Genomic DNA, 22,090 nt, shown 5'->3' on the forward strand with positions numbered 1-22,090 from the left:
CAAACCGTATTCGGCGGCAACATGGCTCTGCCCGTGCACGCCCCTCGCCTGCGCTGCCGCCCGCATGATCCCCTTGTGCGGCGCGGCAATGGCCGTGTGACCGGGCAGATGATGGACAATCCCGCACCCACAACCCTTACCCGGATAGAGGCGATCCGCCGGCTGGCCAGCGGCATCATGGGCTATGCCGGACGCTATGCGTGGTTCGCCGCCCTGCTGATGCTGGGCGCGGCCGTGCTTGATGGCGTGGGACTGATCCTGCTCGTTCCCATTCTGGGCGTGATCGTCTCTGGCCCGTTGGACAATATCGCAGGCGATGCGCTGGGCTGGCTGGGCGTAACAAGCTCTGACGGGCAATTGCTGGTGCTGCTGGCCATATTCGTGATCGCCGCCGTAACCCGCGCACAGGTGATGCACATGCGCGATGTCACCATTGGCAAAATCCAGCTCGGCTTTGCCAAGGCAGAGCGGATCGAAGTGGTCAATCGCCTCGCCCATTCCGGCTGGAGCACGCTGGTGACGATCAGCCACGCGCGCGTTCATTCGCTCATCACCAACGATGTATCCCGCTCTGTCGCGGCGGCGCAAAGCCTGATCAGGATCGTGGTTGCGGCGCTGATGGTGGCGGTAAACCTGGTGATCGCGGTATCGCTCGCGCCCGATCTGGTCCTGCTGCTGCTGGTATTTCTGGCGCTGGGCGGCCTGTTCCTGTGGATCACCCAGAAAAACACCTTTGAGCTGGGCAGCGAAGTGCGCGGGTCCGCCAAGGACATGATGAACAGCACGCAGAACCTGCTCTCTGGCCTCAAGACCGCGCTGGCGCAGGAGGCGCAGGGCTGGTTCATCAGCGAATTCAAGCGCGTGCAGGAACGGGTGATGGACAGCCAGCTGACCTTCCAGGTCAGGCAATCGACCTCGCGCCGGGTGTTTTCCACCACCACAGCGCTGGTGGCATCCGGGCTGGTGCTGGGCGGCTTCCTGATGAAGGTCGATCCGGCCAGCCTGATCATCATTGTCGTGATCCTCTCCCGTCTCACCGGACCCGTGCTGCAATTGCAGCAGAACATGCAGCAATTGCTGTATGGCCTGCCCAGTTTCCTCTCAGTGCTGGAAATGCGCGAGCAATTGCCGCCGCCCAGCCCCGTGCCCGCTAGCGAGGCCAAGGTAATCGATGGAGAGCTGACGCTGGAAGATGTCAACTTCCGTCACCGCGATGGCGGCGGGACAGGCCCGCTTTCGCTGACCGTGAAGCGTGGCGAATTTCTTGGCATCGAAGGGCCATCGGGCGCGGGCAAGAGCACGCTGGTGGATATCATGGCCGGGCTGCTGCAACCGCAATCTGGCCGCATGCTGGTGGGCGGCAAGCCGCTGGACGAGGCTGGCTATGCCGGGTGGCGGCGCAACCTCTCTTACCTTGGCCAGCAGGTCTATCTGTTCAACGATACGCTGCGCGCCAACCTTTCGTGGACCCCGCAGCCGCTGCCCGAGGGCGAAATCTGGGATGCGCTGGAACTGGTTGGCATCGCCGATCTTGTTCGCACAATGCATGATGGGCTGGACACGCGGCTGGGCGAATCCGGAGCGGTAATTTCAGGCGGCGAGAGGCAGCGCATTGCGCTGGCCCGATCTCTGCTGCGCAAACCCGGTTTCCTGATCCTGGATGAAGCGACCAGCGCGATCGATATTGCATCCGAACGCGAGATGTTCGACCGGCTGGAGGCGCTGGAAAACCGGCCCACCATCATCATTGTCGCCCACCGCGCCGAAAGTCTGGCCAGCTGCGACCGGATTATCATGATGGACGGCGGGCGCATCGTGGCAACCCGTGGCGGCACACAATGAGCAATCTGGCCCACGGCGAACTTGTTGCCAGCCCGGCTTTCCGGCTGCTGGTGGCCTGTGCCGACTGGCCCCGCAGCGATGCCCGCAATGCCGCCATTCGTGAAGCTGCCGCAGTACCGGGCGCAATGGGGCCAGTCACATCCGGGCCTTCGTTAATGGATCTGGTCGATCGCCACCGCATGGCGCCAATCGCGCTCGATGGCCTGACCTGTGCCGGGGTCGATCTGCCTGACAGGCTGCTGGAACGTGCGCAGCAGGACAAGATGCAGGCGCTGGCGATTGCCCGCGAAGGGCGCAAACTGATCGAGTTGCTGGCCTCCCACGGGATCGAGGCGATCATGCTCAAGGGGCCGGTCCTCAGCCAGTATCTCTATGGTGATCCGGGGATGCGCCAGTCGATTGATCTTGATCTGATGGTCGACTGGGAAAACTTCGCGGCAGCGCGAAAACTGCTGGGGGAACAGGACTTCGCACTTGTCGGCACGGAGCCGCCGTGGGGTGAGCGGCGGATGGATCTGTGGCGGCTTGGCGGCAAGGATGTGACCCTGATCAGGCATGGTCGCGGGCTTCGGGTGGAACTGCACCACCGGCTCAAGACGCCCGAGGCATTGCTCCCCGGCTTCACCATCGCCCGGGCGACCAACGCCGTCTCGCTGGCCGGAACGCAGTTTCGCACTTTCACGCGCAAGGACCTGTTCGTCTATCTGGCCGTGCACGAGGCGACCACGCTGTGGCACAGGCTGAAATGGCTGGCGGACCTGCGCGCCCTGCTGGTGGGATGCAGCGTGGCGGAAATCGAGCAGATGGTGGACCATGCGCGCAAATATCGGGTTGAGCGCTGCGCCGCGCTGGCCCTGCTGCTGTGCCACCGCTTCTGGCAGCAGGAACTGCCCGCCGGTGTGCTGCGCATGCGTGAGGAAGATCCGCGGCTGGCGCAGCTGGAAACAGGATCGCTGCAGGTGCTGGCCGATCCCGATGACCGGATGCGCAATTTTGGCCAGACGCGGGTTACCACCACCACTTTCCATTTGCGCAATGACTGGGATTATCGCCGATCATTGCTTGGCTCCATCCTGTTTGAGCCGGATATTGTCGCCAGCTTTCGCCTGCCGCGCGCGCTGTCCTTTCTCTATATTCCCCTGCGGCTGGTCGTCTGGTTCAGGCGGCGGCAGAAGCAGGGCTGATCCCGGTTTGGGCGTTCCCCCGCCAGCCTGTGCGACCTTCAAGACGACAAAGCATTTGGCAAAAACGGCCATCCCGGCATAATGCCCGGCCCGTGCCGCAGACCAAGCAAACCCCCACGCCCCCGGTCGATCCGGTGACGGCAACAGGTCCACGGCCATCGGGCCCGGCGCTTGTTCGCAAGCTCGGCACCTTTGCCAGCCTTCCTCCGCTGGCAATCGCGTGGCTGTTCCCGTCCTTTTGCATGCTTGCCTTCGCCGCCACCCGCATCGCCAGCAAGCCGTTCCGGGACATTGCGCCTGCCCTTGGAGAGAACGCCGGGGCCATTTCGTGCTCCACCTCCATCGGCCCGCAGGCAGAACGCCGCGCCCGTGCGCTTGGCCTGTCCATCCGCACAGTGGCCAAATACCTGCCCTGGCGATCCGATTGCTTCGCACAGGCGCTGACCGCACAATGGTCTTGCCGGATTTTCGGGATCGCCAGCGCATTGCATTTCGGCGTGGCGGAGGATGAAGCTGAGGGCATGAAGGCGCACGCATGGGTAACGGCGGGTTCCGTGTGGCTCACCGGCGGGCGAGAGAGCCGCAAGTTCACCCCCTTGTCTTGCTTCGTGCGCCATCCCCGCGGTCACGGAGACTGATGTAATGGAAGCCGCGACCCAGAGCGCCAGTACCCTTTATGATCAGCGCGCCAGTGCCATCAGGCATCACCTGTTCCTGCTGTGCCCCAACAACAGCGGCTCAACCTTCCTCTCGCAGGCCATCGGGCGATGCAGTAAGGTGTGGAGCCTGGAGCGCGAGGGGCAGCATACGTTCGGCTTTGCCGGCCCTTCGACCATGCGCACCAAGTGGCCGCTGATCTGGGCCGCGAGCGAGGAAAGCCTGAGCCACTTCACCGATTCTGCCGCCTATGACTGGCAGCGCAACAAGCGGGTCTGGTATCTTCAGGCGACGGCCGAGGACCCGGCGGCCAGCGTCTTCATCACCAAGGCGCCGCCGTTCCTGATGCTGGCGGATGACCTGCGCGCGGCCTTTGCCAACACCTCCTTCATCATCATGGTGCGCAACCCCTATGCGGCGCTGGAAGGTATCCTGCGCAGACGCAGGCGCAGCCACATTGCCGACCCCGGCGATCTTGCCAGCATCGGCGCGCGCCATCTGATAACCTGCATGGCCCGGCAAAAGGACAATGCTGCGCAGCACGCCGATATCTCCATGACCGTTAGCTACGAGGAATTATGCGCCGATCCTGCAAACGCGGGCGCACAAATTCGTGCCCTGGTGCCCGGACTGGACGATCTCGACCTGGTGAAGCGGCAGACGGTAAAGGGCATCTATGACGAGCCGCTGCGCGACATGAACGCCGAGCAGATCGAAAGGCTCACACCTGCCGATATCGCTGCGGCGAATGCGGTGTTCAGCCAGCACCGCGATCTGCTCGCCCATTTCGGTTACGAGCTGATCTAGGTCGCCCTCAGCCGTCTTCAGCCGTCCAGCTCTCCGGCATCGCAGAACACCACGCCGGCCAGCGCCATGCCCTGAAGAATACGCGCCAGTTCCTGCGTTACGGCATCGTCCAGCCCTTGTGCCAGAGTGGCGAACGATGTCTCCTCCACCGCATCCAGCCGTGCCAGCGCCTCGCCTGCCGCGCGGCTGCACGGCCAGTCGCGGTCTCCTGCCAGCACAGACAGCGCGCCGGTGGAGATGTCCGCCAGCGGAGCAAGGCCGCGCTGCGCTGCCAGCCTGATACGGGTGGAAGCGCAAATGCCGCCCGCGGGCAGGCTGGCGACATTGGGCAGGCGGAAGCGTGGACGCGCGCGCCGGTCAGCTTCCCAGTGGGCGATGAAATCCGCCATTGCTGCCTCATTGAAATGGCTGTCGATTGCGCTTTTCAGCTCGGCAACAAAATCACCCAGCTGCGCGGCATCGCCGGCTACGGGCAGGTCCTGCCGCACAACAGGTTCAGCCAGCAGGCGCCGCTGGAACCACGACAGGAAATCGAATGCGGCCGGGTTCTGGACCGAGAATGTCAGGTGCAGGCTCGGCTCATCCAGCGGATAGGCGCAGTGCCACCAGCCGCGCGGAAGATACAGCAGCCCCCCCTGCTCCAGAACCTGATCGAACACCGGTTCCCCTTCCGGCAGAGGCGCGGCAACCGGGTCATCCCGGTGGGGAGAGGGCCTGGTCGGCCGATGGACCGTCCACCTCTTCCGGCCTGCCACCTGAAGCACAATCACATCGTGCTTGTCCCAATGCAGCGCCAGCCCCGGATCGGTGCGCCATCCGGCATAGAGATTGCAGTTCACATGGGCGCGAAATTGCCGGGCCACCGCATCGGTATGATCGCGGACTGCGGGGAATATCTCATCGCAGTAACTCAGTACCAGCGACACGCCCTGAGACAGCAATGCAGAGACCTTGCCCGGATCGATCCATGCCTGTTCGCCAATGCGTTTCATATACCGGTGATCGGGGATCGGCTTGCCGCCCCGCACCATCAGCAGCCGCGGCGATTCAAGTCGCTGCGTGTCCAGCGCATGGTTGATGTCATCCCAGTTCACCAGCGCGGCAAACCTGTCTGCGTCCCCTGCAAGGTGCAGCATTTCGCGGCCCCAGTGGCCATCGAGGAAGCCCGCCACGCCCAGCGGCGCGAAAAGCGCTTCTGCCATTTCATCCATTGCTGCAGACACGGGCTTGTCTGCAGCAATAGTCCGGGACGGTAATTGTGCGGGGTTTTCGTTTGGCATGGAGTCCTCTATTCGGCCTCGTGCAAAGCCAGTGCAACCCAAAATATTCATGGGCGAAAGCCCCGGGCATTACCATCTGGCTTGTGCCTATAACCGCAGCAATGTAACGCAAATTGATGGTATTTTGAGAGGGTTGGATGGCTCCGATAGTCAAGAAGCCGGCAAAGGTAAGGGACCTGGGCGCAGTCGATGCGGATCGGCTGACAGCCGTTGTGCAGGCGATTTCCAAGCGCACCTGGCACAATGAGAATATACTCAAGGAAAACGACTTCGATTGTTTCCACCATACCCAGCACCTGGTGTTTCGCTTCATCAAACAGAACCGCGATCCGGAAACCTTCTATGCCAATCCGTCATGGGATGCCTGGAAGTCGGTTCTGCTGCCGGTGATGGAGGCGGCCAGCGCCAGCTATGGTTTTCGCAATCCGCAATATCCCAAGGCCATGCTGGCAAAACTGATTGCCGGCTATGGCATTGACCTGCACCGCGACGGAGCGGGATCGAACCCGCGCACGCACAAGATCCATGTGCCGCTGATCACCAATCCGGAAGCCTACTTCCTGTTTGAAAATGATCAGGTCCACCTGACCCCCGGCCGGGCGTGGGAAGTCAATAATCTGATCCGCCATGGTGGCCGCAATGATGGCCCGGAGGATCGAATCCACCTGATATTTGAAGTGTTCGAAGGCGATTATGCCAATGCTCCGGAAGCGGCATCCGTGACAATCGATGCATGAATACACAGCCTTCGGGCTGACCATCCAGTCCGAGATTGAATTGCCTCCGCTTCCCAAAGGTGGGGGCAGCGCGCCCGATGTTCTGATCCGCCACGGCGAAGTTCCCGAAGCGATCGACGGGGGAATAGCCTATCGCAACTGGAATGCGCAGCCAGACCGTTTCCTCATCGCGCTTGGACCATCGAGCCGGATGATCGTGAGCCGTGGCCGCCTGATTGAAGTCGAAGGGGCAAATTTGCTGGAGGCTGGACATCTGGTGTCCATGATCCTGGGTTCCGGCCTTGCGGCGCTGCTGATGCAGCGCGGTACGATCCCGCTCCACGCCAGCGCCATTGCCACGCCCAAGGGTGCGGTGCTGGTGATGGGCCGTTCGGGGGCGGGAAAATCAACCTTGCTGACGGCGCTGGTGCGGCGGGGCATTCCGATGCTGGCCGACGACGTGATCGGGCTGCATCCGCTGGAAGACGGCACGGTGCAGGCTGTCCCGGCCTTTCCCGCCATCCGGCTGTGGAAGGATTCGCTCGACGTGTTTGGCCAGCAGAGCGATGGTCTGAGCAAGGTCCGCTCCAGCATCAGCAAGTATTACCTGCCGGTCAGCGCATTCTCGTCCGAACCGATGCCGGTGCGCACGATTGTGCAGCTGACCAATGCCAGCAGGCAGGATGTCGAAATTCGCGACATTCCGGCGGAAAACCGGATCGAATGCGTGTCGCGCTATTATTTCCGCAAGCAGTTCCTCAAGGGCATGCAGCTCAATCGAGGCGCCTTCGCCTGTGCGGCCCAGCTCGCGCGTTCGGCCCAGTTCCTGCGTGTCACGCGTCCGGAAGGGCGATGCCCGCCAGACGATATGGCGCGGATGATCCTGGCACATATACAAGGCGCAGAGGCGGTAGCTTGACCGCCGGGCCACAGACGCCGGATGCAAGGGCACATTTCGCGCCCGGCCAATCCATCGTCTGGCTGGCGTCATACCCTAAATCGGGCAACACCTGGCTGCGTGCCCTGCTCACCGCATATCTCTATCCCGAGCAGAAGTTTGACCTGAACCGGCTGGTGGGCCGGCCAGTCGCTTTCGAACGGCAGGTGCTCGACGATCACGCCGCCATCAATTCCGCCGAATACACGCCAGAAGAACTGCTTCCCTTCCAGGCCATGCTGCACCGCGAACTGGGCCGGACACTTCCTGCGCCCAGCTTCATCAAGGTCCACAGTGAGTACATTTGCAGCGCGGACGGATCGGCGCTGTTCCCGGCAATGGCGAGCGCGGGGGCGGTCTGTATCACCCGTCACCCCTTCGATGTTGCCCCGTCCTTTGCCCATCATCTGGGATGTTCCTTAGATGAAGCAATTGCCATCATGGCCGATGACGATGCGCTGCTCGATCACCGCGAAGATGGCGGAAGCAGCAATGTGCCGCAGCGCCTTGGCAGCTGGAGCGGCCATGCACATAGCTGGCTGTCGCAAAGCGAGATACCGGTCCTGCACATGCGTTATGAGGACTTGCTGGATGACACGGCCGGCCAGTTCTCGCGCCTGCTCGGTTTTTGCGGCATCAGCCCCAATCCGGCGCAGCTTGCCCATGCGGTGGAAAGCACCAGATTTGGCCGACTTCAGCGCCTGGAGGCGGAAGGCGGTTTTTCGGAGAAACCAAGCGCCGGCAGAGCCTTCTTTCGCCAGGGGCGCAGCAGATCTGGCCAGACAGGTTTGACAAGCCGGCAAACGCAAGAGATTAGAAATTCACACGAAAGCATGATGGGCAGGCTGGGCTATTCATTTTCCTAGCCGCATGCCAATTCAAAGTCAGGAAGAGTCAGTTTGATGCAGGAAATCACTCCGGAAACCAAGATCGCCCGCAACGAATGGGTACTTTTCAGCGAAACCGGGAACGGCCTGTCGCTGATGGACATCGATTCGGGCAATTACTACAATTTCGAAGAAATGGGCGCCCGCATCTGGGCACATCTGGCAGAGCCCAGCACTTTTGCGGAGCTTTGCGATCGGCTGATCAGCGAATTTTCGGTCGATCCGGATACCTGCCGCAAGGAAACCGGCGAGTTCGTTCGGGAATTAGGTAAACTTTCCCTTGTTGACCTTAAGGCATAGCGTCAAACTATTGATACACAACATCGATCCTTGATTGGACACTCGTCATCAAGAATAGGGAGACTTATAGCTCGTCAGTCGACAACACCGTCGAATGATCCACAGCCAAAGTGCCCGGCCTGAAGCGGCCTGAAGTCTTTGGCTGAAGACTTTGCCTAAAGACTTTGGCTGAAGAGCTTGGCTGAAGGCGCAGGAACGACTGGAAAACCTTAGGTATTCGACCCGGGTGTCACCCGATCGCGCATTCTGGCATGCTCGAAGCTCCTGCAGCACAGCGGCCATGTTGGCTTTTTGCTGAGGCAAGATTGCCGGTTATCTGGGAATCAGCGAACCAGTTGCAAAGAGGCCACGAATTTCATCCGCTAGTCTACAAGTATGTGTCTGCTTGATTTACAAGCATAACAAAGTGCGCTAGCGACAGTTCATCAAGAATGAGAAGGACCTGATAGATGACCAAGATTGTGTCTCACGATACCACGACCAACAACCTGCCTGCATGGTCCACTCCCAAGGTGACCGCGATTCTTCCCGTTGAGCGCACTCACGGCGGCGTTCCGTCGGCAATCAACGATCAGGACGACACGATTTACGTTTCTTGATCACCATTCAGGCGTGACTGCTTCTGGGCTGCATTTGGTCTAGAGCAGGGCGCCAATTGGCGGTCCTTTAGGCGTATGCCTGAACGGGGCGTCATCTGAATGTTGCCCATATGTGGAACTTGGTATCGAGCAGGGCCTGGTCCTGAGAGACCGGCGGCGGAAATTTCCGCTGCGCTGATTCGGGAATTTTCCCGCAAGTCAGTCTCTCAAACCATCGGCCCGCTCGATATTTCCTTTTTAGAACCTGCGACAACGCAATCGGCGGTCCTGTACCGGTCCGGTGCCCTCGTAGCTATTGCCGATGCTCGCCTGGATGATCGTGCCAGGCTGACTGCCGAACTCGGCGTTGATCCTTCGCTTCCCGATTGCGCCATCATCCTTGCCGCCTGGCAGCGATGGGGCACCGGCTGTGCGGCGCACTTGCTGGGCGATTTCGCCTTCGCCATCTACGATGATGAGAACAAGACCCTGTTCTGCGCGCGCGACCATGTCGGTGCGCGCCCCTTCTTCTATGCGGTCACTCCTGATCGATTCGCCTTTGCGAGCCATATTCCGGTGTTGCAGGCAGCCCTTCCCGGCTTTGACGAATGCGACGAATCCTTTCTGGCGACAGCCTTGTCAGACCCGCGCTTCCAGTCGCTCGAACGCACTTACTTCAAGGGCTTGCGCAAACTCCCCCCTGCACACTGGATGCTCGTTACCCGCGATTCGGAGCAGATGGAGGAATACTGGCGTCCACATGATGGCCCCGATGTGAGGTTCAGGAATAAGGAAGATTATTGCGAGGCCCTGCGCGAGATTCTGGCCGAGTCGGTGGCAGACAGGTTGCGCGGCGCCAGCCAGGTTGGGCTGCATCTGAGCGGGGGGCTCGATTCCTCCAGCGTGGCGGCGCTCACCACAAAGGCCCTGCGCGCAGGCGGTCGCAGCGATCCGCTCGGCTATTCATGGCACCCGCTTGAAGGGGCCGATGACACGTCGACCGAACCCGGCTGGACCGAAGCCATCAGAGCGCACCTGAACCTGCAGGTGACAGCGCCGGAGGCCAGTTCAGAGGATCTGGCCGCGTTGCTGCGCCTTGACCGCACCCGCCAGCCCGACGTGCGCAACCTGTTCCACGAAGCGGCGGTGCAGCGCGATGCGGCCAGCCACAATGTGGACCTGATCCTGTCCGGCTGGGGCGGCGATGAAGGAATATCATTCAACGGAAGGGGTTACCGCGCGCAGTTGTTGCGCAATCTGCGCCTGATAAAATTGATGCGACAGGCGCACCGGCCGCGTCCGCGCGAACTGGCGCGGCAATTCCGCATCGCCCTGACAGAGCTGAGAACGACCGAAGGCGATCACCCCACGCCCGACCAGCTGGCTGCTTCCTATCTGCGTGCGGATTTTGTGGACCGGGTGCAGCCGCTGCCCTCGCCCCGTGTCGCCCTGACCAGCTATCGCCGGGCACAGACCGATCTGCTGAAGCTGACGTCCATCACCGGTCGGCTGGAGGACTGGGCCATCAGCGGCGCGCGGCGCGGCATCACCTATGCCTATCCGCTGCTGGATCGCAGAGTGCTGGATTTTGCCTATGGCATTCCCCCCGATCTCTATCAGGGGGCGAAATTACCGCGCGCGCTGATGCGCGATGCGATGGCCCCTCTGCTGCCCGACACGATCCGGTTCAACGAGGCAAAGAGGGAGCCGATCCGCGTATCCCGCCTGCGCACCGTGTTCTATGCAGCGCTGGCACAGGTGCAGCCGGAAATCGCCGAACGCGGGCCGTCGCTGGACCGTGCCCGCTATGTGGATGTTCCCCGTCTGGCGCATGATCTGGCCCAGCCGCTGGACGGTGACGAGGTCTATCTTGGCATGATGCGGCTGGCGGTGCAGTTCCTGGATTTCTAGTCCGCAAGGCGCGCGCGCATGTGCATATCGGTGAGGCATCTGGTCCATGCTTCGTACCACAGGCCGCAAGCCTTCACGAAAGCCGGCTGGCGCAGGCCGTTGCGAACCACCTGATCCATCATCCAGGGCTTGTGGCGGCCATTGTAATGCAGCACCAGCGCATCGCCCATGCGCGCGCCATGTTCCTCGCGAATCATCTCGTCATGCGCCAACAGGTAGTTGAACTTTGGCTCGATAATCGTCGCCTGCCCGGCAAAATGGATGTTCAGCACGATCTGGTCAGCCAGTTTCATATGCGGCAGGCGATAGTTTTCGGCGCTGACGAAATTGACCAGCCCAAGATAATGCTCCTGCGTCACGCAGGTGGAATCGGCTAGAACAAGGCCGGAATTGAAAGAGCTGATCGGTGTGCCTTCGGGCAGCCAGGGGCGGGTCACGCCCTTGTACCAGGCGCCGTCCCCACAGGCGACGAGCGGCTCTGTGTGCGCGAACATTTCCTCGATCGATCCACGGAACAGCAGGTCGCTGTCGATCAGCAGGACGCGGCCATATCCGGTCAGGCGGAATGCCTCGAGCGAGAAGAAGCGCGCCTTGTATTGCGTGAACTCAGGATTCTCGCGCGCCACATCTTCCACGCGGTCCATCAATTCGCTGCCCGCTATGAAATATTGCAGCCTTGGATAAACCAGTTCCAGGCGGCGCTTGCTCTCGTCCGTCAATCCATCGGTGATGATCACGATGTCGCCATCGAACCACGGATTGGTGGCGAGGAAGGAATGAAGGGTGACCAGCGTTCCGACCAGATAGGAATCGGTCGATACCGTCGTCAGGCAAAGCCGCTGTGCCTTCATGCCGCGCTCCTCACGGCCAGCCCGCTACAGGCAGCATCCAACGCGTCCCCATCCAGCGCACAAACTGCGGCAAGATCTATCGACGCCTCCAGCTGTTCCTGTCCGAAATACAGATCGCGCACGCCGTAGCTTGCGATAAAAGCCTCGCGGTCATCCACCTGCTCCGCGGGCGAGGATGCGCCCTTGCCGCCCTGCCGCCTGGCAATGCGCTTGCGGTCAACGCGCTCCAGCTCAACCCGGGCGATATCGTCAGCTGCGAAGAGTCCGGCAAGGCGGACATGAGGAAAATGCTGTCCCATGAATTCCTGTAGTTCGGTTGGTGTGTACTCAGTCACGTGGAACCTGTTCCACGGCTTCATACCCGGATCGAGCCTGATACACGCATTGGGCGTGGTGAAAACCGCCACGCCGCCCGGAGCCATCACCCGCTTGAGTTCTGCCAGGAAGGCCACGCTGTCCACCACATGTTCGATAACCTGGCAGCACATGACCAGATCGAAGGAGTTATCCGCATAAGGCAGTGTGATGCCATCGATAACGCGAAAATCTATCGGCTTTGGCGGTGTGAGAGCTTTGGCTGCGGTAATCGCGCGCTCCGATACATCGCAGCCGGAGACCGATTTCGCCGCATAGGCGAGCATTTCGCTGCCATATCCGTTGTTGCAACCCAGATCGAGCACCGCCTTGCCCCGGGCGATCGCCGTCGCCCGAAAATAAGGGTGCACATGAATGAGGTAGAGAACGAACTTTTCAATGCTGGCAAAGCCGGATGTCTTCACCAGGCGATGCGAGCGTGCATGCAAGGCAACCATGTCCTGATGCGATAATGCGGCGGATTGAGACATTATGGTGCGGGCATAAAGCTTTGAGATAAAGGCGCAAGCCGATCATTCGCCAGCCAAGACAGCGCTGACCGCCTTGCCGCAGGCCAGTTCTGACCGGACGCTGTGAGCCGGTCCCCTGCGCATCAGTCCTTGCGAACGGTTGCGCGGGTCCCGCTCAGTTCCGCTCAATCTCCACTGTCGCTCATCACTTCAGCATCGGGCGGCGTCAGTTCAATGTGAATGCCATCGGCCTCCGGCCCGTTGGGTGGCATCTGATAGCCGTTCGCGATCAGCCGTGATTGCGGCAACAGCAGGCCGGGTACGCTGTCCGGCCAGTAGAATTCCGGCTCCCGGCCAGAGACCGGGTTCTTGTAATGGAACCACATTGGCAGGATGTCGGGCCAGACCAGCGTCACGCCGGTGCCCCCGCGGAAATGCTCCGCACGGCGTCCCAGATCAGTCATCAGAATATCGGGCGGCAGGCGTTCGACCAGCGGGCTCTGACCCGCACCCTGCCCCGGCGGCGTAGGTTCCACACCGGCCCAGCCCTCGCTCCACCCGGCTGTCGTCATATAGGGCTCGTCAATCGTCAGACTCCACAGCCGCCAGATGCCGTTCTCGATCACCGCCTGATCGTTGGGATACATCCCGCTGAACAGTGACGCGGAATAGAAACTGGCCGCCCCATCGCCCGAAGTGCGGGGCATTGCGGTGCGTGGCTGGAACAGGCGCGTGCGCAGATTGGCGGAGCGGCCATCGTGCGACACATGGATCACCGGTTGAAAGCGCCAATGGAAGGAAATGCCAGGGCGCGTTTCCGGGGGCGGACCATACATGGCTGTGGCCGCCGCCCTGATCCGGTCACGGCCAAGGTAAAAGCCGGCGAAGGGCGAATGCTTGTTGCCGTTCTCGGCAAAGATCGATGACAGTTCCATCCACTGGAAATCATCAAGGTAATAGCCGTAGACGGAAGACACATTGACCACCCCGTCATAAGCGCTGCTTCGTGTCAGCCGGCGACGGGCATCGATCAGACGTGCCGCCTGTTGAAGCAGGGTTTCATGCGCTGGCGTCGCGCCAGCAGCAGCGCCCTGCGGTGCGGCGGTGTCAGACTGGTCCAGCTCTGCCAGCGTCATACCGGCAACAGTAACGGTCTGGCCCGTCACCGGGTGCGGTTCGGTGAAGGCGGGCAGAACGTCGTCGATATGCGCGGTTCCGCCCTGACCCCAGCCATCGGCATAATCGGCGCGCAGCAGCGGTACGATGCGCAGATCGCGGATCTGCCACAAGCCTTCTGACAATACGAGGCGGGTCTGCAGAACCGAAAAGCTCCAGCCCGCTTCACCCGTCGCGCCCTGCCCGGTCATGCCCAGCATGATGGAGCGGGTGTGGGCTTCGGCATTACCCGGCAGCACCGTCACGATAGTGTCGAACAGCGGGTGATCGTTGAAATCGCCTTGCTGCAATCCCTGCGGCCCCATGGACTGCATGGCCGCCAGCACGCCATCACGGCCCTCGAAATGGCCCAGCCCGGCAATATCGACGACCCCGTCGGGCGTGAACAGATCGGCCACATCGTCCCACATCCGGCGATCGACGTAATAGCCCCACGCATTTTGCAGATTGCGCGCCGAATCCTCGGCGTTCAGCGCATCGATGCGCATCTCCAGCTGTGGCAGGCTGGCCTGGCTGGCGGGTGCCGGTCCCTGCGGCGGGGGGATGGGAATACCCGTCTCATCCACGGTGAAATGATAGGGAATCTGAGGCAATTCGCCGCCACCGGCATTGCTCCAGCCACCGGGATAATCCCCTTCGTACTGCGGAAAATAGCGCAGCGTGGCGAATTTCCAGCGACCGTCCTCGAAGACGAATTCATTCTCGAAAACGCCGCCCTCGATGGAGGTTGCACCCTCGCCGTCACCCGCCATGGCCAGAAACATCCAGCGCCCCTTGGCGCTATTTCCGTCCACCGAAAGATTGACCAGCGGGTCCTCTATGAATTCGGTATGCAGGGCAGCGGGCGCCATGCCGCGCTCCCCGCCCAGCCGCTGTTCAAGCCAGCGGGCAATCGCCGCGCGGCCCTGCACGCGCTGGCTGCCCCAGAGGACCACACCATCATCGGCGAACAGATCGGCCATCTCGGTCCACAGGCCAAATTGCGCATATTGTGCATAGAAGCGCTGCAGATCCTTGACCGCACGAACCGATTCCACGCGGGAAAGATCGCGCGCAAGATTGTCAATTTCCTGCCTTGGCAGATCCTGCGCCGCCACCGGGATTGCGGGACAGACGAGCAAGATCGGGCCCAGCAGCCTGCAGATATGGAATGTCAATTTCGCTCTCCCGGGAGGTAACTGCCACACGATTGGCCTGGACCATGGATGTAGTCCAAGCATGCTCAAGGCAAGTCATCGTGCGGCCAGTGCCCGAAATGCCACGATGATAACGCCCGTACAGTCAAGCCAGAGGCAAAATAATGACTGCTTCCTTCAAGAATTGTGCGCTATTCTGCAAAATCGGGAAGGGAGTTCTCGTCGCGTTACAGGCGTCCTGAGAAAAATCGCCGCGACCTGTTCCCCACACCGTGGGAAATACGAGACTATCGCCCTTCAGAAGGCGGAGGCTCTGGGAGAGTGAGATGATCGAACTGCTAAGTACCAAGGGTTTGCCCGCAACGGGACGGGCAGCGGCGTGGGGCGAAATCTACGCCACGCGAATGAGTCATGTCGAATTCGTCCCGGAGAACAAGGATCAGTTCGATGCCGAGCTGAAATTCAGCGATTTCGGGCCGGTCAAGCTTGCACGCCTCTCTGTTGAGAGCTGCACTGTCGAGCGCACCAAGAGCCATATCGTGCACGAAACCAATCGGCCCTATAACTTCCTGCTCCAGGCGGAAGGGGCGAGCACGTTTTACCATTGCGGCAAGGAAAGCCGGCTTTCGGAAGGCGACTTCGTGCTGTGCGACACCGGTCTGCCGCATCATTTCCAGACTGACGGCCCTTCCGTTACCGTGATGGTGCGGGTGCCGGGCAAGTTGCTGGGTACCTATCTGCCGACACCCGAACAGTTCTGCGGCGAACACCTTGGAAGTGCCACCGGCATGACCGGCACGGTTGCGGCCATGGTACATGAACTGACCAAGGGTGACCGCGAACTGGGTCCGATCTTCGAAAACCGTGTGTCCCGCTACCTGCTCGAAATGATCTCCATGTCCTATACAATGGGCGTGGAAAGCGTGCAGAATGCCTCGGCCATTGCCTGGCAGCGGCGCAAGGACGTCATCCAGTATATTGAGGACAATCTGCGCGATCCCGAGCTTTCGCCCGCCACGATCTCGTCCGGACTGCGGCTGTCGCCGCGCTATCTGCGGACCATTTTCGCCCCGGGTGGAGAGAAGATGAGCGCCTATATCCTGCGTCGCCGGCTGGAAGAATGCGCCCGCCAAATGGGCAATATGGCATGGAGCGCGCACACGCTGACCGAGATCGCCTTCTCCTGGGGTTTCAACAGCGCGGCCCATTTCACCCGCACGTTCAACGAGAAATACGGCCTGGCCCCGCGCGAATATCGCAAGCTGGCGCTGGGCAGGGACTGATCGGACACGGTCATGAGGGCCTGAAATCCTGAGGACCTGAAATCCTCAAGGCTGGCTTGTCGGGCCGGGCACTCTGCCCGGCACCGGTCAAGGCCATGTTCGGACCTTCACAGTACGATAGAATTTGATATTGCATCCATGGGCATTGTTACATGATCCTTGGCCCCATGGCCGGTCTGATTTCTTGCAGCATACTTGGATCAGATGGCGCAGATTCTTGATAAATCCTGCGCATCGCCCGACAGACGATCGATCCGGTCGTGCACCGGATGCCGCTGAGCATACCGCATATAATATTGTATTATATAGCTTAAATTTCAAATATTCCGCCTGATCGTCAAATCATGATGGGCTGAGTCCTGCCAGCGGCGGGACCTGGACTGCGCAAATCCCGGACAGTTCCCTTTGGACAAATCGTGACGCCCGGGCAGGCAAGTTCCAACACTTCCAAAACTCCATAGACCGTCACCAGAATAAAAACGAAGGACGGGGAGTTCCATCATGTTCAAACCAATCATACTCGCGTCGAGTTCGATCGTGGCACTGGCCACGCCGCAGCTCGCCTATGCGCAACAAACAGCGCCGCAGGATCAGGCCGATACGCAAGAGGTGGCAACACCGGCCGGGCGGTCCAGTGGCGGTGATATCGTGGTCACCGCAACCCGCATTGCAACCAACGTGCAGGATGTGCCGATTGCAATCACGGCCGTGTCCGCGGAAATGCTTGAGGAACGCCAGCTCAACACTTTCGCCGACCTTGGCCGGATCGTGCCGAACGCCACCTTCCGCAAGTCGGAAGGGATTTACGGCGCCGGCGTTTCGGTGACGCTGCGCGGCCTGGGCACAACCGACACCCAGTTCTCCAATGAGCCCGCCGTCGCCTATTACATCGATGACGTCTATTACCCCTTCCTGTTCGGTTCGAACTTCGACCTGCTGGACATTGACCATGTGGAAGTCCTGCGCGGTCCGCAGGGCACACTATTTGGCCGCAATGCCATTTCAGGTGCGGTCAACCTGGTCAGCAAGACGCCAAGTCTGACCGAGACTTCGGGCTATTTCGACATCACCGTTGGCTCCAACAACCGCCGCGAAATTCGCGCTGGGGTGAGCCTGCCGCTGACCGACAATCTGGCGGTGAGCGTGTCGGGCATTTCCAAGCAGCGTGACGGCTATATGGACCTGCTGGATTTCAGCTGCGAAATGAACCTGCGGGGCACGCCCGAACTGGCCGGCACCTTCCCGTTCCAGACCAATGGCACCAGCTTTGGCGCCGGTCGCAGTCCCGACAATTGCGTGATCGGTCATTTCGGCGGCGAGGACGCGCAGGCAGTTCGTGGTTCGCTGTACTGGGAACCGGCCCCCAATGTGGCCATCACCCTGATCGCCGACTATACTGACGAGAACAATGAATCCGCGGCGGAAACGGTCTTCGAAACCGATTACGCCCTGACGCTTGGCCTGTTGGCGGATGGTACGCCCAATCCCTCACCCAGCTCGCAATCGCGCAATTTCATCACCGCCTTCGACCAGTTCTCCATTCCCGGCACACCTTTCCGCTGGGACCAGCGGTTTGAGACGGGCGACATCTATTCGACCTATGACAACTTCTGCGATCCCTTCCCTGCGGGCAAGAAGATCACCGGCAACGGCTATTACAATGGATCGCTTTTCCGGGGTGGCAACTGCAACGCCAGCCGCACGGTTCCCCTGCGCAACTGGGGTGTTTCGGGCAAGGTGGTCGTTGGCCTGACGGACGAGATCGATGCGACGGCCATCGCCGGTTACCGCGAGATCGATACGGTGTTCGGCGCCGCATGGGACGGCACCCCGCTCAACGACTCCTTCATCTTCCACGAAGATCACATGTGGTACTGGAACGGCGAATTCCGCCTTTCCGGACAGCACGATGCGGTCGACTGGGTCGCGGGCCTGTTCTATTACGATGCCTTCGCCGACGAACTGGGCCGGCCCCAGAACACCCGCCTGGGCACGCAGCAGATCCAGAATGTCTATTATTCGCCGGAAGCCAAGGCAGCTTTCGCCAACGCCACTTTCCGTCCCTATGATGCCTTCGGCTTCATGGAAGGCCTCAGCATCAGCGGTGGCCTGCGCTATTCGGATGACCGCAAGGCCGTCGATTATGCCGCGCAGCAGGATGCCACGCCGGCGGGATCGACCAACTTCGTGGCTTCTGCGACCAGCACCTATTTCACGCTTCCGATCGAAAACAAGCGGTGGGACTGGAAGATCGGGCTCAATTACGAAATCAGCCCCGATGCGCTGGTGTATGCGTCTGCAGCCACCGGCTATCGCCTGCCTGGCTTCCAGACCCGCCTGTTCCAGGTTGGCCAGCAGGAACAGCAATCCCCCACCTCGCTGATCAGCTATGAAATCGGCGGCAAGCTGGACCTGTTCGATCGGCGCTTGCGGATCAATGCGGCAGCGTTCTGGATGGCCTATTCGATCAGCAATGGCTCTTTCGGTGGCCAGGAACCACGCCTGACGACCGATGCCACCGGCATTCGTCCGGGCAATTCGACCCTGATCCCCGATGGCCCCGCCAATACCCAGTATGCCTCCGACTTCACGTCATGCCGCGATTACAGTGCGGCAACTGACGGACCGAAGAACGGCACCACGGTGGGCATCGAGTGTATCTCGCGCACCTTCAACTATGCGGTCAAAGGCGGCGACCCGATCAGGGGCGTTGAACTGGAAATCACCGCCGAGCCGATCGACCAGCTCGTGTTCAACGGCTCGCTCGGTTATACCGACCGCGGCGGCACCACGGGACGTCCGGTGGGCTTCCCCGACTGGACGGCCAGCGGCGGCGTCCAGTATACTGCAGATGCCCCGATGCTTCACGGATCGATCACGCCGCGGCTCGACTGGTTCTACACCAGCACCATCGCCTACAGCACCAATTTCCCGCAGTATGACGAGCCGTCACGCAGTATCTTCAACGCGCGCATCAACTACGAGAACGACGACTACGATTTCAACCTCGCGTTGGGCGTAACCAACCTGTTCGATGCGCATTACTTTCGCCAGAAGACGATCTTCACCGTCATCGGCGCACCGGCCAATATCGGCCAGCCGGCACCGCCGCGCGAATGGTATCTGACGCTTAGCAAGCGCTTCTGACAGGTCAGGGACAGGCCGCGTTCCAGCAGGAGCGCGGCCGGTTCCAGTCAAGTGAAGTGCCGCAACCAGTTGCGGCAGATTGAAGGATGCGGGCTGGCCCAGGCACATCTCGCAGTTGTACAGGGATACTTGGGTGCATGTCGTTCCAATTGCTCGACACCCACGCGCATTTGATCTCGGATGACTGGGACAGATACCAGGCTCGGCCGTTCACGCCCGACCTGCCTGTCCCGGATCGCCCTTCCTATACGATGACGGCAGAACAGCTGTTGGCGCTTATGGACGAGCATGGCGTAACGCACGCATGTCTTGTCCAGCGGGGCCATATCTACGGCTATGACAACGCCTATATAATTGATTCAGCGGCACGCTATCCTGATCGGTTACACCCGGTTGTGATCCTCGATACGCAGGACCCCGCCACCCCTGACCATTATCGCCAACTGGTTGCCGAAAACCGCGTCGCCGGGTTCCGCATGGCCAACAGCAGGCCGTGGATTCTCGACACAGCCTGGCTGAGCTCGCCGATTGCGATGGAAGTCTGGCAGGCCTGCGCCGATCTGCGCACGCCGATGACCGTGATCGTGTTCGACAACCAGCTTTCGTATGTTCTGCCGCTGATCAAGATGATCGCGCAGATGTTCCCCGAACTGCCGGTGATCCTCGACCACGGCGCCATGCCATACGGTATATCGCAATATGAAGTGGCCCTGCGCGAGGAGGCTGGCGAAACCGTGACCATGCCGCCACCGCCGCATTTCGGGATCGATACCAGCATCGCGATCTTTGAGGATGTGCCCAATATCCATTTCAAGATCACCGAGATCAATTTCGAAAGAATGGTAAAGGCTGGCGTCCGCTCGGCGCGGATCATCCGCAGGATGGTCGACAGCTTCGGACCTGACCGGCTGGTCTGGGGCTCGGACGTGGGCCAGAGCATGATCTGGTCCTATGCCGAGAAGGTGGAGATGGCCAGGGAAGCGACGGACTTCCTTGACGAGGACGAGAAGCGCAAGGTGCTGCACGCCAATGCGGCGCGTATTTTCGGTTTTCCGGCAACCGTCCATGCCCCTGCCCGGCACGATGGCATGGCACCCGGCACCGGTCGGCAAAGAGCGTAGGCCATGCACGCCCCGCATTCCGCCAGCCTGCAATCCTCCACATCGCGCCCAGCAGGCTTGCATTCTTTACCATACGCGAATGCCGGGGGATTTCGTTTGACCGCCCTTCGAATGGGTCAATAGCTTGGTGTTTATCGCAGGTGGCGCCGATCTGGCGGATAACCTCGTTGGAGTTGGATGATGAGCGAACAAGGATGGGGAGCGCTGTTCCCCCTTTCACGCAGAAAGGCTTTACTGGGAGGTTCTGTCGCCACGGGCCTGCTGTGGTCCTCTGTCGCCCGGGCGCAAGCGGTGGGCAAGACGATCCGCTCATACCTTCCGCCCCGCCGGTTGACCGATGTCGAGCACATGGTGGTCTATCGCCGCGAAGATGAAATGGTCGGCTGGCCCCACGTCATGGGTTATTGGAACCTGGGCAATGGCGAGCTGCTGCAACAGGTCAATTCGATCACCACGCGCTATGGCAATTCGGACGATATCAGCCATGACAATCTGGGCCGCGAAGGGCTGGGATCGCGCATGCTTTCCTTACGTTCGATGGACTATGGCCGGACCTGGTCCGAACCGGTTACCAACATGATGGCCAATGCCGATCGCAGTCAGGCCGGTGCCGAAACCATGGCCGACCTGCAACCGATCGACTTCCTCGATCCTGACACCATCATTGCCAATTCGTCGTCCGGCTTCGGCTCTCCGGAAGGTCGCACATCGGTTCGGGTATCCAAGGATCGCGGGTACAGCTGGGGACCTGCGATTGCGGTACCGCTCGATGCGCTTCATTCGCTTTCCGGCATGAATTCAGTGCTGATCCGGCCCGATGGCACCGCGCTTATCTGGCTGATGGAAGTCGGCACCAGCGGCTGGGACCGCCACCCATGCGTCTATGCCCTGCCGCCGGGCGGGCACAATTTCCACTTCACCACCTTCATCACCCCCAAGGTCGATCCTTATGGTGCGGCCGATGGCGACTATTCCAGCTCCTTCCGCTTTGGCGGGCATCGCTGGTTCTATCCCCGCGGCTACCTGTTGCCCAGCGGACGGATGCTGTGTGTGCTGCGCAGCCAGCGCGATCCGCGCGGGATCATGTGGACAGAGGTCTACGCCAGCGACGACGGCTCGCGAACGTGGCGTTTTCTGAGCCGGGTCAATGATTTCGGTGCACCGGGCAGCCTGGTGGTGATGCGCGATGGGCGGCTGGTGATGGTCTATGGCTACCGTCTGATGCCATCGGGAATCCGCGCCAAGGTCAGCGAAGACGGAGGCGAAACCTGGGGCCGCGAGCTGATTGTGCGTGACGATGGCGGCAGCTGGGATCTTGGCTATCCCAATGCCTGGGAAACCGACGACGGCAAGATCGGCGCGCTCTATTACTTCAACAGCAAGGATGATCCCGTTCAGGTGAACGGCGGCGTACGCCACATCCAGCGCAGCATCTTTTCGATCGATTGAGGGG

General features: G+C 60.8%; 18 protein-coding genes. 14 read left to right on the top strand and 4 right to left on the bottom strand.

Features of this window, described 5'->3' with window-relative positions:
• Positions 1–33 precede the first annotated feature (33 nt).
• The 4 genes from ABDZ98_RS13150 to ABDZ98_RS13165 all read left to right on the top strand — a co-directional run bounded on the left by ABDZ98_RS13150 (position 34) and on the right by ABDZ98_RS13165 (position 4,490).
• Positions 34–1,842 (top strand): ABC transporter ATP-binding protein, encoded by a 1,809-nt coding sequence (locus tag ABDZ98_RS13150; RefSeq protein ID WP_343808810.1) that lies wholly within the window; start codon positions 34–36, stop codon positions 1,840–1,842.
• Positions 1,839–3,026, top strand: a complete 1,188-nt coding sequence (locus ABDZ98_RS13155; protein ID WP_343808812.1) for a nucleotidyltransferase domain-containing protein — start codon at positions 1,839–1,841, stop codon at positions 3,024–3,026. Before ABDZ98_RS13150 ends, ABDZ98_RS13155 begins: the two co-directional genes overlap by 4 nt.
• Positions 3,027–3,118: 92 nt before the next feature.
• Positions 3,119–3,664, top strand: coding sequence for a lasso peptide biosynthesis B2 protein (locus ABDZ98_RS13160; protein ID WP_343808814.1), 546 nt, complete (start codon positions 3,119–3,121; stop codon positions 3,662–3,664).
• Positions 3,665–3,668: 4 nt separating this feature from the next.
• Positions 3,669–4,490, top strand: coding sequence for a sulfotransferase (locus tag ABDZ98_RS13165; protein ID WP_343808815.1), 822 nt, complete (start codon positions 3,669–3,671; stop codon positions 4,488–4,490).
• A 17-nt stretch (positions 4,491–4,507) separates the two neighbouring features.
• Here ABDZ98_RS13165 and ABDZ98_RS13170 read toward each other — a convergent pair whose 3' ends face one another.
• Positions 4,508–5,692 carry a cupin domain-containing protein gene (locus ABDZ98_RS13170; RefSeq protein WP_343808817.1) on the bottom strand — a complete coding sequence of 395 codons (1,185 nt, stop codon included), beginning with the start codon at positions 5,690–5,692 and terminating at the stop codon, positions 4,508–4,510.
• Between the two features lie 215 nt (positions 5,693–5,907).
• Between ABDZ98_RS13170 and ABDZ98_RS13175 the strand changes: the two genes are divergently transcribed.
• From ABDZ98_RS13175 to ABDZ98_RS13200, 6 genes are all read left to right on the top strand, one after another.
• A complete protein-coding gene (locus tag ABDZ98_RS13175; protein ID WP_343808819.1) occupies positions 5,908–6,507 on the top strand; it encodes an aspartyl/asparaginyl beta-hydroxylase domain-containing protein in 600 nt (199 codons plus the stop codon).
• A complete protein-coding gene (locus ABDZ98_RS13180; protein ID WP_343808821.1) occupies positions 6,500–7,405 on the top strand; it encodes a phosphoenolpyruvate carboxykinase (ATP) in 906 nt (301 codons plus the stop codon). The genes ABDZ98_RS13175 and ABDZ98_RS13180 overlap by 8 nt, the downstream gene beginning before the upstream one ends.
• Positions 7,402–8,289 carry a sulfotransferase domain-containing protein gene (locus ABDZ98_RS13185; RefSeq protein WP_343808823.1) on the top strand — a complete coding sequence of 296 codons (888 nt, stop codon included), beginning with the start codon at positions 7,402–7,404 and terminating at the stop codon, positions 8,287–8,289. Before ABDZ98_RS13180 ends, ABDZ98_RS13185 begins: the two co-directional genes overlap by 4 nt.
• A 36-nt stretch (positions 8,290–8,325) precedes the next feature.
• Complete coding sequence (locus ABDZ98_RS13190; RefSeq protein ID WP_343808825.1) at positions 8,326–8,610, top strand: PqqD family peptide modification chaperone; 285 nt, start codon at positions 8,326–8,328, stop codon at positions 8,608–8,610.
• Positions 8,611–9,059: 449 nt separating this feature from the next.
• Complete coding sequence (locus ABDZ98_RS13195; RefSeq protein ID WP_343808827.1) at positions 9,060–9,209, top strand: hypothetical protein; 150 nt, start codon at positions 9,060–9,062, stop codon at positions 9,207–9,209.
• Positions 9,210–9,308: 99 nt separating this feature from the next.
• Complete coding sequence (locus ABDZ98_RS13200) at positions 9,309–11,099, top strand: asparagine synthetase B family protein (protein ID WP_343808829.1); 1,791 nt, start codon at positions 9,309–9,311, stop codon at positions 11,097–11,099.
• Here ABDZ98_RS13200 and ABDZ98_RS13205 read toward each other — a convergent pair.
• From ABDZ98_RS13205 to ABDZ98_RS13215, 3 genes are all read right to left on the bottom strand, one after another.
• Positions 11,096–11,950 carry a glycosyltransferase family 8 protein gene (locus ABDZ98_RS13205; protein WP_343808831.1) on the bottom strand — a complete coding sequence of 285 codons (855 nt, stop codon included), beginning with the start codon at positions 11,948–11,950 and terminating at the stop codon, positions 11,096–11,098. The two genes, ABDZ98_RS13200 and ABDZ98_RS13205, sit on opposite strands and share 4 nt — an antisense overlap.
• Positions 11,947–12,795, bottom strand: a complete 849-nt coding sequence (locus ABDZ98_RS13210; protein WP_343808833.1) for a class I SAM-dependent methyltransferase — start codon at positions 12,793–12,795, stop codon at positions 11,947–11,949. Before ABDZ98_RS13210 ends, ABDZ98_RS13205 begins: the two co-directional genes overlap by 4 nt.
• 164 nt (positions 12,796–12,959) lie before the next feature.
• Entirely contained in the window at positions 12,960–15,107 is a 2,148-nt protein-coding gene (locus ABDZ98_RS13215; protein ID WP_343808835.1) for a nuclear transport factor 2 family protein, read from the bottom strand.
• A gap of 305 nt (positions 15,108–15,412) precedes the next feature.
• On the opposite strand from ABDZ98_RS13215, the gene ABDZ98_RS13220 reads away from it, so the two are divergent.
• The 4 genes from ABDZ98_RS13220 (at position 15,413) to ABDZ98_RS13235 (ending at position 22,086) form a co-directional block, all read left to right on the top strand.
• Positions 15,413–16,369, top strand: coding sequence for an AraC-like ligand-binding domain-containing protein (locus tag ABDZ98_RS13220; RefSeq protein WP_343808837.1), 957 nt, complete (start codon positions 15,413–15,415; stop codon positions 16,367–16,369).
• A 501-nt stretch (positions 16,370–16,870) separates the two neighbouring features.
• The gene (locus ABDZ98_RS13225; protein ID WP_343808839.1) at positions 16,871–19,516 is read left to right on the top strand and encodes a TonB-dependent receptor; all 2,646 of its coding nucleotides are present in this window, start codon (positions 16,871–16,873) and stop codon (positions 19,514–19,516) included.
• A gap of 137 nt (positions 19,517–19,653) precedes the next feature.
• Positions 19,654–20,637: an amidohydrolase family protein gene (locus tag ABDZ98_RS13230; RefSeq protein WP_343808841.1), complete on the top strand. Its 984-nt coding sequence runs from the start codon at positions 19,654–19,656 to the stop codon at positions 20,635–20,637.
• A gap of 180 nt (positions 20,638–20,817) precedes the next feature.
• Positions 20,818–22,086 carry a sialidase family protein gene (locus ABDZ98_RS13235; RefSeq protein WP_343808843.1) on the top strand — a complete coding sequence of 423 codons (1,269 nt, stop codon included), beginning with the start codon at positions 20,818–20,820 and terminating at the stop codon, positions 22,084–22,086.
• Positions 22,087–22,090 lie beyond the last annotated feature (4 nt).

Source organism: Alteraurantiacibacter aestuarii (genome assembly GCF_039523595.1).
Lineage (GTDB): Bacteria > Pseudomonadota > Alphaproteobacteria > Sphingomonadales > Sphingomonadaceae > Alteraurantiacibacter > Alteraurantiacibacter aestuarii.